This window comes from Tsuneonella litorea (genome assembly GCF_025154015.1).
Taxonomy (GTDB): domain Bacteria; phylum Pseudomonadota; class Alphaproteobacteria; order Sphingomonadales; family Sphingomonadaceae; genus Tsuneonella; species Tsuneonella litorea.
On record NZ_JAOAMV010000003.1, the window covers coordinates 316,667 to 328,805 of the forward strand.

At 69.3% G+C, this 12,139-nt stretch carries 13 protein-coding genes; 9 read left to right on the forward strand and 4 right to left on the reverse strand.

Annotated features, from left to right (window positions below; all coding sequences use genetic code 11):
- The first annotated feature begins 56 nt into the window (after positions 1-56).
- Positions 57-1,472, forward strand: coding sequence for a 30S ribosomal protein S12 methylthiotransferase RimO (gene rimO, locus N0B51_RS08045; protein WP_259961790.1), 1,416 nt, complete (start codon positions 57-59; stop codon positions 1,470-1,472).
- Here rimO and N0B51_RS08050 read toward each other — a convergent pair.
- The 4 genes from N0B51_RS08050 to hemC all read right to left on the reverse strand — a co-directional run bounded on the left by N0B51_RS08050 (position 1,426) and on the right by hemC (position 4,598).
- The gene (locus tag N0B51_RS08050; protein WP_259961791.1) at positions 1,426-2,001 is read right to left on the reverse strand and encodes an alpha-ketoglutarate-dependent dioxygenase AlkB; all 576 of its coding nucleotides are present in this window, start codon (positions 1,999-2,001) and stop codon (positions 1,426-1,428) included. The two genes, rimO and N0B51_RS08050, sit on opposite strands and share 47 nt — an antisense overlap.
- 49 nt (positions 2,002-2,050) lie before the next feature.
- Positions 2,051-2,890 (reverse strand): mitofilin family membrane protein, encoded by an 840-nt coding sequence (locus tag N0B51_RS08055; protein ID WP_259961792.1) that lies wholly within the window; start codon positions 2,888-2,890, stop codon positions 2,051-2,053.
- 104 nt (positions 2,891-2,994) lie between these two features.
- Positions 2,995-3,672 carry a uroporphyrinogen-III synthase gene (locus N0B51_RS08060; RefSeq protein ID WP_259961793.1) on the reverse strand — a complete coding sequence of 226 codons (678 nt, stop codon included), beginning with the start codon at positions 3,670-3,672 and terminating at the stop codon, positions 2,995-2,997.
- On the reverse strand, positions 3,669-4,598 hold the full coding sequence (gene hemC / locus N0B51_RS08065; protein ID WP_259961794.1) for a hydroxymethylbilane synthase: 930 nt from the start codon (positions 4,596-4,598) through the stop codon (positions 3,669-3,671). The genes N0B51_RS08060 and hemC overlap by 4 nt, the downstream gene beginning before the upstream one ends.
- 46 nt (positions 4,599-4,644) lie before the next feature.
- On the opposite strand from hemC, the gene tsaD reads away from it, so the two are divergent.
- The 8 genes from tsaD (at position 4,645) to N0B51_RS08105 (ending at position 12,091) form a co-directional block, all read left to right on the forward strand.
- Complete coding sequence (tsaD, locus tag N0B51_RS08070) at positions 4,645-5,682, forward strand: tRNA (adenosine(37)-N6)-threonylcarbamoyltransferase complex transferase subunit TsaD (RefSeq protein ID WP_259961795.1); 1,038 nt, start codon at positions 4,645-4,647, stop codon at positions 5,680-5,682.
- Positions 5,679-6,662 carry an NAD(P)H-dependent glycerol-3-phosphate dehydrogenase gene (locus N0B51_RS08075; protein WP_259961796.1) on the forward strand — a complete coding sequence of 328 codons (984 nt, stop codon included), beginning with the start codon at positions 5,679-5,681 and terminating at the stop codon, positions 6,660-6,662. The genes tsaD and N0B51_RS08075 overlap by 4 nt, the downstream gene beginning before the upstream one ends.
- A complete protein-coding gene (locus N0B51_RS08080) occupies positions 6,659-8,188 on the forward strand; it encodes a lipopolysaccharide biosynthesis protein (RefSeq protein ID WP_259961797.1) in 1,530 nt (509 codons plus the stop codon). Before N0B51_RS08075 ends, N0B51_RS08080 begins: the two co-directional genes overlap by 4 nt.
- The gene (locus tag N0B51_RS08085) at positions 8,188-8,718 is read left to right on the forward strand and encodes a helix-hairpin-helix domain-containing protein (RefSeq protein WP_259961798.1); all 531 of its coding nucleotides are present in this window, start codon (positions 8,188-8,190) and stop codon (positions 8,716-8,718) included. The genes N0B51_RS08080 and N0B51_RS08085 overlap by 1 nt, the downstream gene beginning before the upstream one ends.
- Positions 8,719-8,783: 65 nt before the next feature.
- On the forward strand, positions 8,784-9,140 hold the full coding sequence (locus tag N0B51_RS08090) for a response regulator (protein ID WP_259961799.1): 357 nt from the start codon (positions 8,784-8,786) through the stop codon (positions 9,138-9,140).
- Between the two features lie 59 nt (positions 9,141-9,199).
- Positions 9,200-10,375 carry an acyl-CoA dehydrogenase gene (locus tag N0B51_RS08095; RefSeq protein WP_259961800.1) on the forward strand — a complete coding sequence of 392 codons (1,176 nt, stop codon included), beginning with the start codon at positions 9,200-9,202 and terminating at the stop codon, positions 10,373-10,375.
- A 59-nt stretch (positions 10,376-10,434) separates the two neighbouring features.
- Positions 10,435-11,076: a maleylacetoacetate isomerase gene (gene maiA / locus N0B51_RS08100; RefSeq protein ID WP_259961801.1), complete on the forward strand. Its 642-nt coding sequence runs from the start codon at positions 10,435-10,437 to the stop codon at positions 11,074-11,076.
- Between the two features lie 7 nt (positions 11,077-11,083).
- Positions 11,084-12,091, forward strand: a complete 1,008-nt coding sequence (locus N0B51_RS08105) for a fumarylacetoacetate hydrolase family protein (protein WP_259961802.1) — start codon at positions 11,084-11,086, stop codon at positions 12,089-12,091.
- Positions 12,092-12,139 lie beyond the last annotated feature (48 nt).

The following is a 12,139-nucleotide window of genomic DNA, read 5'->3' on the forward strand; positions in this document are numbered from 1 at the left end:
GTTATCTTCGTGCGGTGTAGCGCAATCGCCGATTGAGGTGTAGGGGCGCGCCCGCAATGACGTCCCCCACCATCTCCACGATCCCCGACCAGAAGAAAGTCGGGATGGTCAGCCTCGGCTGTCCCAAGGCGCTCGTCGATTCCGAGCGCATCCTCACCTCGCTGCGCGCCGATGGCTACGCGATGAGCCCGGACTACGCCGGTGCCGACGTCGTGCTGGTGAATACCTGCGGTTTCCTCGACAGCGCTAAGGAAGAAAGCCTCGAGGCGATCGGAGAGGCGATCGCGGAGAACGGCCGGGTCATCGTGACCGGCTGCATGGGCGAGGAGGCCGATCTGATCCGCGCCCGCTTCCCGCAGGTGCTCGCGGTAACCGGCGCGCACCAGTACGAGGCCGTGGTCGAAGCCGTGCGCGAAGCCGCCCCGCCGAGCCAGGGGCCGTTCGTCGACCTGATCCCGCAGCCCGACGTCAAGCTGACCCCGCGCCACTACAGCTACCTCAAGATTTCCGAAGGCTGCAATCATTCGTGCGCCTTCTGCATCATCCCGCAGCTGCGCGGAAAGCTCGCCAGCCGCCGGATCGACGCGGTCCTGCGCGAAGCCGAAAAACTGGTTGCCGCCGGAACGAAAGAATTGCTGGTCATCAGCCAGGACACCAGCGCCTACGGCGTCGACATCCGGCACGAGCCGCGCCAGTTCCACGGGCGCGAGGTCCGCGCGCACATGACCGACCTCGCCCGCGAGCTCTGCCAGTTGCGCACGCCCGAGGGGGACACGCCGTGGGTCCGCCTGCACTACGTCTATCCCTACCCCCATGTCGACGCGGTGATCCCGCTGATGGCGGAGGGGCTGCTGACGCCCTACCTCGACATCCCCTTCCAGCACGCGAGCCCGAAGGTGCTGCGGGCGATGAAGCGTCCCGCGAACGAGGCGAAGGTGCTCGAGCGGGTAAAGGCCTGGCGCGCGATCGCACCCGACCTGACTATCCGGTCGAGCTTCGTGGTCGGCTTTCCCGGGGAAACCGAGGACGATTTCGCCTACCTGCTCGATTGGCTCGAGGAAGCCCAGCTCGACCGGGTCGGGGCCTTCCGCTTCGAGCCGGTGGCGGGCGCGCAGGCGAACGACCTGCCGGACCCCGTGCCCGAGGCGGTCAAGGAGGAACGCTATGCCCGGTTGATGGAAGTAACCGAGCGGATCAGCGCCGCCAGGCTCGCCGCCAAGGTCGGCCGCACCCTACCGGTGATCGTCGACGAAGTGGGCGAGCCGGACGAGGACGGCGACATCGGCGCCACCGCGCGCAGCCAGGCCGACGCGCCCGAGATCGACGGGCAGGTGTTCCTGCGCAACGTCCCCGCTTCGCTCAGGCAGGGTGATTTCGCGCAGGTCCTCGTCGAGGACGCCGACGCACATGACCTCTACGGAGTGGTCACGGGCCAGGGCGCATCGTCCGCAGGGTCACGCTCCGGCGGGTGACGTCCAGCGGCGCGATTGAGTGCTCCCACCCGTCGCGGACTTCCCCGCTCAGCAGGTAGAGCGAGCGACGCGGCAGATCGACGCGCCGCCGCTCGAAGCCCCCCTCGGGCAGTCTCCGCCGCAAGCGCAAAACGGCGGGTGCCGACAGCGACAGCCCCATGACCTCGCCGTATTGGGGCCGGTCGCGGTGCCAGCCGATGCCGGCGCCCGGATCATAGCGGATCAGCAGGCCCTGGACGAAGGCCGTGGCATCGCGACCGAGCAGCGGCGCGAGCCGGTCACGCAGGTTCTCGAGCCAATCGGGTAGCGGTTCGGCCGGCACGGGACGGGCGCGCTGGTAGTCGTAGGCCGACCCGTAGTTTGCGGTCAGCCGCTTGCCTTCCCATTGCCCGAACTGGAACGGCGCGAGCGGCGCGGCATCGACGTGCGCTTCGATCACACGCTCCTCGATCGCGTCAATCGCTTCCTCGACGACGACGAGACCGGGCACCACCGGCGGTGCTGCAAAGAGGCTGGGCTGCGCGACCATCAACGCCGCATATGGGGCCTGGCGCCGCTGGCGCCAGCGGCAAAGCGGATCAGGCCGGATCGGCGCTCTCGGCCGGCCCCGGCTGCTCGATCGCCCGCCCCTCGCCATCGCGCAGGCGCCGAGGCTCGCGCACCGCGGTCGTCTCGATCAGGTCGAGCGCGCGCTGCGCCCGCTCGTAACGGCGCGCATCGGCGAGCCACTTCTTGGCGTTGTCCGCCCCGGGCAGCTGCTCGACTTCGCCGATTGCCTTGTCCACCCGCCCGCTCTCGAGGAACATCCGCGCCCGTTCGAGCCGGCGCGAGGGCTGCGGCGACGGCGTGGTTTCGCGCCGGATCACGAACAGGCTCGCCAGCTCGTTACGCAGTCGTGCGAAAGTCGGCTGCTTGCTCGTCGCCTTGAGTTCAGGGGCGAGACCGTCGAGCCGCGCGAGCAGGACGTCGAGCGTGACGGGATCGCGGGCGAAGTCGATAACCGTCTGCACCGAATTGGGCTGCGCATCGCCGAAACGCAGGCGGAGCTGGTCGCCGAGATAGCCGAGCTCGGCTCCGCGTTCGATCGCGCGGCGCGTGGCAAAGGCGATCAGCAGCCCCTCGGCCCGCGCGGCGTTGCCGGCGGCGGCCTGTGCCTGGAGATCGAGCCGGGCAATACGCTGCTCGGCGGCGGCGAGGCGCTGGTCCAGCCCGCCCTGGGTCTGCTCGACCCGTTCGACCGCGGCGGCGGCCTTGGCGGATTCGCTCGCGCTGGGGGTCGGGCTGGGTTCGGGCGCCGCGCTTTCGAGCGCGACCGGACCATTGTCGAAATCGATTTCCACGGGATCGCTCGTGGCGAAATAGCCGCGCCACGACAGGTAACCCACCAGCGAGGCGCCGAGCAGGAACGACGCGAGCACCGCAAACAGGACCGGTTTGACGGAAGGGCGGGCCCGCCCCGTGGATGTGCTGTTTACCATTCGCTTCCCGTTGTCGGACCGGTGATCCCGGTGCCCCCGAGCGGTCAATGGCACATGTCGGCAGCCAAGGCCAGAAGGGCGGAATCGGTGTTCTCCGGCGCGACGCGGACCGCGCGCCATCCCGGTCCGGCGGCAACCGCGATGCGCGCCCCGAGCGCGGCGACCGCGACCAGGTCACGTGCAATGGCGAGGCGGTCGCACTCGCTTGCGAGATGCCGTGCGGCCTCAGCGGAATGGGCCAGCACCACCGCGCCGCCTCGCAGGATTCCCGCCGCGGCAGCGTCGAGCGGCAAGGGTACGGCCCGATAGACCACGCGTTCGACCAGCGCGACCCCCGCCGGGGGCGCAAGATCGACGTGGACCTCGCCCGCAAGGCGCAGCAGGGTCATCCCGGAAGCGGCCCCGGCGAGAAGCGACTGCAAGCCCCCTCGCCCGGTCCGCTCGACCGAAAAGCCCGCGTCCCGCGCGGCGGCGGCGGTCACATCGCCGACCGCCCAGACGGGCAGCGGGCGAACCGCGTCAAGCGCGCCTCCGCCGTGGCGGAACACGTTCGCGCTGCCGACAAGAAGTGCGTCAGCCGTATCTGCGTCGGGTGGGTTCCAGGCCACCGGCTCGATCGCGAACAGCGGCGCGCCGGTCGCTTCGAGGCCGCGTTCGCGGGCGGCAGCCAGCGTTTGCGAACAGCCCGGCTCGGGCCGCAGGATGACCAGCGGGCGGCTCATTCGCTCCCGGCGAACAGCGCGGCGACACCCGGTGTCGCCCGCGCGAGAAGGTCGGCGGCGAGCCGGGCCGGTCCGCGCGCATCCCCTGGCGCGAAGGTCGCTGTCCCCTCCACCTTCTCGGCCCCGTCGGCGCTGTAGAGCGCGGCGGTCAGCGCGATACTGGGGTCTTCGCCGCGGGTGAGGGTCGCAACGGGAGAATGGCAGTTACCGCCCAGCGCGGCGAGCAGCGCGCGCTCGGCCTCAACCGCCGCGCGGCTGGGCTCGTGATCGAGTGCCGCAAGCAGGCCGCGCACGCGCTCGTCCTCGGCGCGGCATTCGATCCCGATCGCCCCCTGCGATGGCGCCGGGAGCCATTCGTCGAGTTCGAGCGGAGTGCCGACGCCGCTTTCCCCCAGCCGGTCGAGCCCGGCCGCGGCGAGCAGGGTGACGTCTGCATCCCCCGCCGCAAGCTTGGCGATCCGGGTGGCGACATTGCCGCGGAAGGGCACGATGGTCACGTCTGGCCGGCGATGGAGCATCTGCGCGGCCCGGCGCGGCGCGCTGGTCCCGACGCGGGCACCGCGCGGGATGCCCGCGATGCTCGACGCGCCGACCAGCACGTCGCGCACGTCCGCCCGCGGAAGCACCGCGGCGATGGCGAGAAAATCCGGCCGATGTGTCTCGACATCCTTGAGCGAGTGGACCGCGGCGTCGATCCGGCCCTCGTCGAGCCAGGCGTCGAGTTCCTTGGTCCACAGCGCCTTGCCGCCGATCTCGGCCAGCGGGCGGTCCTGTATGCGGTCGCCGCTGGCGACGACCGGGACCAGTTCGACGGCGGATTCCGCCCACCCGTGCGCCGCGCATAGCCGGTCGCGCGCCTCCCTGGCCTGCGCCATGGCAAGCGGCGAGCGGCGGGTTCCGAGGCGAAGTTTGGGCGTGTCGGTCATCGGGCGGCGCTTGCCGTAGCCAAGCAAATCCCTAAGGGAAAGCGGGATGGGCGTGGTCCTGGGCATTGAATCGAGTTGCGACGAAACCGCGGCCGCGCTGGTCGCGGACGACCGCACGATCCTGGCGCAGCGCATTGCCAGCCAGGACGAGGCGCACGCGCCCTACGGTGGCGTCGTTCCCGAGATCGCGGCCCGCGCCCACGCCGAGCGGCTGGCGCCGATGATCGCGGCCGTGCTCGACGATGCCGGCGTCGCGCTCGGCGATCTCGATGCCGTCGCGGCGACCGCCGGGCCAGGGCTGATCGGCGGGGTCATGGTCGGACTGGTCAGCGCCAAGGCGCTGGCGATGGCGGGCGAGGTGCCGCTGCTCGCGATCAACCACCTCGAGGGGCACGCGCTTTCGCCCCGGCTGGCCGATCCGGACCTGGCCTTTCCCTATGCGCTGCTGCTGGTGTCGGGCGGGCATTGCCAGGTCCTGCTGGTCGAGGGCGTGGGACGATACCGCCGGCTCGCGACGACGATCGACGACGCGCTGGGCGAAGCCTTCGACAAGACCGCCAAGATCCTGGGCCTGGGCTTTCCGGGCGGTCCCGCGGTCGAGAGGCTGGCACGGGAAGGCGACCGCGCCGCCGTCCCCCTCCCCCGCCCACTGCTCGGCAGCGCCGAGCCCCATTTCAGCTTCGCGGGCCTCAAGAGCGCGGTGCTGCGCGCACACGAGAGCGGCAGGTACGCGCCGGCCGACATCGCGGCGAGTTTCCAGCAGGCCGCGATCGATTGCATCGTCGACCGGCTGACGCGCGCGCTCGACGGGATCGCACCGGTGCGTTCGCTGGTCGTCGCGGGCGGCGTCGCCGCCAATGCTTCGGTCCGCGCATCGCTCGAGGGTTTCGCAGAGGCACGCGGGCTGGCCTTCTCGGCGCCGCCGCCCGCACTCTGCACCGACAACGCGGCGATGATCGCGTGGGCCGGTCACGAGCGGCTGGCGGCGGGGATGGAGGCCGACCCGCTCGACGTCTCCGCTCGTCCGCGCTGGCCGCTCGACCCCGCCGCTGAGCCCGTGCGCGGCGCGGGAGTTAAGGCATGAGGCTCGGTGTGCTGGGCGCGGGAGCGTGGGGTACCGCGCTCGCCCAGATGCTCGCATCTGACGGGCGCGAAGTCCTGCTGTGGGCGCGCGAGCCCGAACTGGTCGACGAGATCAACGCCGCGCGCACCAACAGCCTGTTCCTCCCTTCGGCCGCGCTGGCGCCCTCGATCCGCGCGACCGGCGAACTGGCGGAAATGGCACCGCTCGACGGGTTGCTGGTGGTGACGCCCGCCCAGCACATGGGGGCAGTGCTCGCGGCGATGCCCGCCCACCCGCGCGACCTCGTCCTCTGTTCCAAGGGGATAGAGGCCGGAACCGGGCGCTTGATGAACCACGTGGCGCGCGCGGCAGCACCGGCCTCCGAAATCGCCGTGCTGTCCGGCCCGACGTTCGCGCACGAGGTCGCTCAGGGCCTGCCGACCGCGGTGACCCTCGCCTGCGGGGGCGGCGAAGCGCAGTGGGACCGGCTGTCCGCCGCCATCGCTCGCCCGGCCTTCCGGCCCTATTACTCGGACGACGTCACCGGCGCCGAGATCGGCGGGGCCGTCAAGAATGTCCTCGCCATCGCCTGCGGCGTGGTCGATGGCCTCGGCCTGGGCCAGAATGCCCGCGCGGCGCTTATCGCGCGCGGCTATGCCGAGATGATGCGTTTCGGCGAGGCGCTGGGGGCCGAACGCGACACCCTCGCCGGGCTATGCGGCCTCGGCGATCTCGTACTGACGTGCACGTCGACCTCCAGCCGCAATTTCAGCCTCGGCAAGGCGCTGGGCGAAGGCGGCGACCCGGAAGCTCTCATGGCCGATCGGCGCACGGTGGCCGAGGGCGCGCATACCGCGCCGGTGCTGACCGAACTCGCTGCCCGGCACGGCATCGCGATGCCGATCGTGACCGCCGTCTATCGCCTGCTGCACGGCGCACCCGCGCGCGAAATCGTCGCCGAACTGCTCGCCCGCCCCCTCGCCTCGGAAACCGACGCGTGAACACGGCAGCGCCGCGGTCGGATCAGGGCGACATCGCCGCCCTCGCCAAGGGCGGCCGCACCAACTTCTTCGGTTTTCTCATCCGCCTGGCGGGGATGCTTCCCTTCCTGTTCATCGCCGGGCGCCTCTACGGCGCGGCGGCGCTGGGTCGCTACGCTTCGGCGCTGGTCGTGGTCGAGATCATCGGTCTGGTCTGTTCGATGGGAGAGAAGCGCGGCCTCGCCCAGCGCCTGAGCGACGCGCCCGACACCCACCCCGCCAATGTCGTGTTCGACGGCATGATCGTTGCCGCTCTCGCCGGGCTGGCGGCGGGGGCGTTCTTCTGGCTCGTGCCCGCGCCGTTGTTCCCGAGCGGGCAGTATTCGGAACTCGACCTTCTGATCGTGCTCGCGATCCCGGGCTACGCGCTGACCGAAATCGTCCTGGCGGCGCAGGCCTATCGCTTCGACATCGGGACGACGGTGCGCGCGCGGTCGATCGTGCTTCCCTGGACGCTCTCGATATCGGCGGGGGCATTCTATTTCATCATTCCCGAATCGGGCCTGTCCATGGCCTATCTCGCCTCGATCTACGCGGGGTTGGCGACGGGACTGTGGTCGTTCCTCAGGACCTACGGACTGCCACGGCACTGGCGCCCCGACCTCAGGACCATGAGCCGGCTGACCGTGCGCGCCATGCCGTTGGCGACGGCCGACGCCATCGAATGGGGGACCCGGCGGCTCGACATTTTCATCCTCGGCCTGTTCGCCGTGCCGAGCGCGGTGGGCGTGTATTACGTCGCGCAGCAGGTCGCCTCGCTGCCGCAGAAGCTCAAGACCAGCTTCGAACCCATCCTGGGACCGGTGATCACGCGCAACCTGAAGGAAAGGAACTATCCCGCGATCGCCAGGCAGGTCTGCCAGGTGGGCTTCTGGATTGTCGCCGCGCAAGCCGGCATCGCCCTCGCGCTCGGCATCCCGGGCGAAGGCGTGATGGGGCTCGTCGGCCCGAACTTCGTCGGCGGCACCGGTGCGCTTGCGTTCCTGCTCGCGGCCGAGGTCGTCGCCGCGACCGCGGTCGTGTCCGAAGCGGCGCTGATCTATGTCGCACGGGTCAGGAACCTCGTCATCTCGGTCGCCACGATCGCCCTCCAGGGCGCGCTGACCGTCGCGGCCATGGTTGCAATCGAGCGGGTGGGCCTGGGCGAGAACTACAAGGCCGCCGGCGCGGCCGCAGCCCTGATGCTGGCGCTCGGCACCGCCTCGATCGTCAAGTCGCGCCTGCTTGCGCGGATACTCGGCGAACGGATCAATAACTGGCGCTGGGCGCTGGTCTGGGCTGCCGCGCCCGCGATCATCGTCGGCTGGGTCGCCGTTCAGCTGCCCGAATGGGCCGAACTCGCCTTCGGCATTCCGGCGATCCTCCTCGCCTATGGCGCGGTGATCTGGCGCTACGGGTTCGGCCCGGAAGACCGCGTACTGTTCCGCCGCAATCTCGAACAGCCGAACGAACCCATGGCGACCCCGAAACCCGAGGAACTCCGCTGATGAACGCATTCGTTTCCGCCAACTGGCCGCTGATCGTGGTCGGCGCGCTCATCGCGCTCGTCGTGCTGTGGTGGATCGTCATGGCGACGCGCCGCACCCGGGTCGCGGTCGATCGCCGCGACACGCTCGACGAAGGTGCCGCCCGGGCTGCGCGCAACCAGGCCCTGATCGACGCGCCGCCGGCCGCGACCTCGTCCGCCACCCCGCTGCCGCCCGCGACGCCCGATGCGATCGGCGGCGTCGGCGTAGCGGTGTCGGCCGCAGCGGAAGAGACGCAGATCGCCTCTGCCGGCGGCGACGACCTGACCCGGATCAAGGGCCTGGGGCCGAAGCTTGCGGCCACTCTGGGCGAACTGGGCGTGACACGCTTTGCCGAGATTGCGGCCTGGAGCGAGGCGGATATCGACCGAATCGATTCCCGGCTCGGCCGCTTCCAGGGACGCATCCGGCGCGATTCGTGGGTCGAACAGGCGAAGCTGCTCGCTGCGGGCGATCTCGAAGCGTTCGAGCGGCGCTTCGGAGCACGATAGCGGAACCTTTCACGCTAGCAAAAGTTAATCCCGGTCGCGTTCCGTGCCACCCGGAGATTTATCCCATGTCCCAGTGCGTTCTTGTTGCCGAAGACGAGCTGATCATCGGTTTCGACCTGTGCGATACGGTCGAGGAAGCGGGTTTCGAGGTCGAGGGGCCATACGACACGGCGCAATCGGCCAGCGAAGCGGTCGACCGGCGCAAGCCCGATCTCGCGATCCTCGACATCAAGCTCGACGATGGCGAAGTCTACCCGCTGGCGGAAAAGCTGATCGCGGCGAATGTCCCGGTCATCTTCCATTCGGGCAACGTCGGTCCGGACGAAGTGTCGGAGCGCTTCCCCCGCGCCCGGGCGCTCGCAAAGCCCTGCCCGCCCGATCGCATCATCGCCACCATGCAGGAAGCACTCGCGGCGGCCTGACCGGGCGGCACCTATCGCCGGGCTTGCGCCGCACGCGCAGCCCTGCGAAGGCAGCACGCATGACATCATTCGACTGGCAGGATCCGTTCGCCCTCGACGCTCAATTGAGCGAGGAGGAGCGCATGATCCGCGATGCCGCGCACGCCTTCGCGCAAGGTGAACTGCAACCTCGCGTGATCGAGGCGTTCGCCGAGGAAATCGACGCGCCCGAACTGTTCCCGCTGATGGGGCGCGCCGGGCTGCTCGGCGCAACGATTCCGGAAGAATACGGCGGGGCAGGTGCAAACTATGTCGCCTATGGGCTGATCGCCCGCGAGATCGAGCGGGTCGATTCGGGCTACCGCTCGATGGCGAGCGTGCAGTCGAGCCTCGTGATGTACCCGATCCACGCCTACGGATCGGAAGAACAGCGCAGGAAATACCTGCCCGGCCTCGCCAGCGGCGAGCTGATCGGCTGCTTCGGCCTGACCGAACCCGACGCCGGATCGGACCCCGGCTCAATGCGGACCTATGCCAAGAAGGACGGTGACGGGTATTCGCTGTCCGGTTCGAAGACATGGATCAGCAATTCGCCCTTCGCCGACGTGTTCGTGGTCTGGGCCAAGAGCGAGGCCCATGGCGACGGTATCCGCGGCTTCGTGCTCGAAAAGGGCATGGCCGGCCTTTCCGCCCCCAAGATCGACAACAAGCTTTCCCTGCGCGCCAGCACGACCGGCATGATCGTGATGGACGAGGTGAAGGTCGGCGCCGACGCGCTGCTGCCCGAGGTGCAGGGGCTGAAGGGTCCGTTCGGCTGCCTCAACCGCGCGCGGTACGGCATTTCGTGGGGCGCGATGGGCGCGGCCGAGTTCTGCCTCGAGGCCGCGCGCCAGTACGGGCTCGACCGCAACCAGTTCGGCGTTCCGCTCGCCTCCAAGCAACTCTACCAGCTCAAGCTCGCCGACATGATGAGCGAAATCGCGCTGGGTCTCCAGGCCAGCCTGCGTGTCGGCCGGCTGATGGACGCGCACGATTTCGCGCCCGAGATGATCTCGATCGTGAAGCGCAACAACGTCGGCAAGGCGCTCGATATCGCCCGCAAGGCGCGCGACATGCACGGCGGCAACGGGATCAGCGGTGAATACCAGGTGATCCGCCACATGGTGAACCTCGAAACGGTCAACACCTACGAGGGCACGCACGATGTCCACGCGCTGATCCTCGGCCGCGCGATCACCGGGATCCCGGCATTCTGAGGGACCGGCGCCGCCCGCGCGGGGTTGGTTTCACAAGCAACCGGCCATAGGGAGAGGCCATGCGGCTCCACGCCTACTTTCGCAGTTCGACCAGCTACCGGCTGCGCATCGCGCTCAACCTGAAGGGACTCGACTACGCGATCGAGCCGGTCAACCTGCTCAAGTCCGAGCAGCGCGGCGCGGCATACCGGGCGCGAAACCCCTTCGCCGGGGTGCCGATGCTGGAGGCCGCTGGCCGCGACCGCGCCCAGTCGCTTGCAATCCTCGAATGGCTCGACGAGGCCTATCCCGACCGGCCCTTGCTGCCGGCGGACACCGAGGACCGCTTCACGGTGCGCGAACTCGCCTACGGCATCGCCAGCGAGATCCACGCGGTGAACAACCTGCCGGTACTGAAGTACCTGAAGGACCCGCTCGGCCACTCGCAGGACGAGATCGACACCTGGTACCGTCACTGGCTCGCCAAGACCTTCGTGCCCGTCGAGCAGCGGCTCGCCCAGCTGGGGATCGGCGATTTCCTGTTCGATGCGCCGGGCCTGTTCGAAGTCGTGCTGGTCCCGCAGATGTACAACGCGCACCGGTTCGATTTCGATTTTTCCGCCTTTCCCCGCATGACCGCAATCGAGCGCGCGTGCCTGGCCCTCCCCGCCTTCGAGCGCGCGCACCCCGACAACCAGCCCGATACCCCCGAAGGGAGCTGATCCACCCATGAAACTCGCCAGCCTGAAGCACGGCCGCGACGGCAAGCTCGTCGTCGTCTCCAAGGACCTCACGCGCTACTGCGCGGCGGACAACATCGCGCCCACGATGCAGGCCGCGCTGGACGATTGGGAGCGCGTCGCGCCCTACCTCGAGGCGCTCTACCGCGATGTCGAGCACCAGGCCGTCCCCTGCCAGCGATTTCACGAACACGACGCGGCCTCGCCGCTACCGCGCGCCTATCAGTGGGCAGATGGCAGCGCCTACATCAACCATGTCGAGCTCGTACGGAAGGCGCGCGGTGCCGAGGTGCCCGAAAGCTTCTACCACGATCCGCTGATGTACCAGGGCGGCAGCGACGGATTCCTCGCGCCGCGCGACCCGATCCCGCTAAAGGACACCGCCTGGGGCTGCGACATGGAAGGCGAAATCGCCTGCATCGTCGACGACGTGCCCATGGGCGTCTCGAGCGAGGAGGCGGCGGGCCACATCAAGCTGCTGATGCTGGTCAACGACGTGTCCTTGCGCGGCCTGATTCCCGACGAGCTCGCCAAGGGTTTCGGGTTCTTCCAGTCCAAGCCAGCGAGCGCGTTCTCCCCCGTCGCGGTAACGCCTGACGAGTTGGGCGAAGCCTGGTCGAACAGCCTGATCCACCTGCCGCTGATGGTCGATTACAACGGCGAGCCGTTTGGCCGCGCGAACGCCGCGCAGGAGGCGACCTTCACCCTGGCCGACCTCGTCGCGCACGCGACGAAGACGCGCAACCTATGCGCCGGAACGATCATCGGCTCGGGCACGGTCAGCAACAAGGGCGAAGACGGCGGTGCGGGCAAGCCGGTCAGCGAAGGCGGGGCAGGGTATTCGTGCATCGCCGAAATCCGCATGATCGAGACGATCGCCGACGGTGCGCCGAAAACGCGCTTCATGCAGCCCGGCGACACCGTCTCGATCGAAATGCGCGACGCGGCTGGCCATACGGTGTTCGGCAAGATCGAACAGGAAGTGGTCGCCGCCTGAGCGGTCACGCCGGCGCTTGCATCGCCGCCTTTTCGAACACATGGTATC

Bases quoted from the DNA above. Each gene is read 5' to 3' on its own strand.
- rimO (WP_259961790.1), top strand. From the start codon at position 57: ATGACGTCCCCCACCATCTCCACGATCCCCGACCAGAAGAAAGTCGGG.
- N0B51_RS08050 (WP_259961791.1), bottom strand. From the start codon at position 2,001: ATGGTCGCGCAGCCCAGCCTCTTTGCAGCACCGCCGGTGGTGCCCGGT.
- N0B51_RS08060 (WP_259961793.1), bottom strand. From the start codon at position 3,672: ATGAGCCGCCCGCTGGTCATCCTGCGGCCCGAGCCGGGCTGTTCGCAA.
- hemC (WP_259961794.1), bottom strand. From the start codon at position 4,598: ATGACCGACACGCCCAAACTTCGCCTCGGAACCCGCCGCTCGCCGCTT.
- tsaD (WP_259961795.1), top strand. From the start codon at position 4,645: ATGGGCGTGGTCCTGGGCATTGAATCGAGTTGCGACGAAACCGCGGCC.
- N0B51_RS08075 (WP_259961796.1), top strand. From the start codon at position 5,679: ATGAGGCTCGGTGTGCTGGGCGCGGGAGCGTGGGGTACCGCGCTCGCC.
- N0B51_RS08085 (WP_259961798.1), top strand. From the start codon at position 8,188: ATGAACGCATTCGTTTCCGCCAACTGGCCGCTGATCGTGGTCGGCGCG.
- N0B51_RS08090 (WP_259961799.1), top strand. From the start codon at position 8,784: ATGTCCCAGTGCGTTCTTGTTGCCGAAGACGAGCTGATCATCGGTTTC.
- N0B51_RS08095 (WP_259961800.1), top strand. From the start codon at position 9,200: ATGACATCATTCGACTGGCAGGATCCGTTCGCCCTCGACGCTCAATTG.
- maiA (WP_259961801.1), top strand. From the start codon at position 10,435: ATGCGGCTCCACGCCTACTTTCGCAGTTCGACCAGCTACCGGCTGCGC.
- N0B51_RS08105 (WP_259961802.1), top strand. From the start codon at position 11,084: ATGAAACTCGCCAGCCTGAAGCACGGCCGCGACGGCAAGCTCGTCGTC.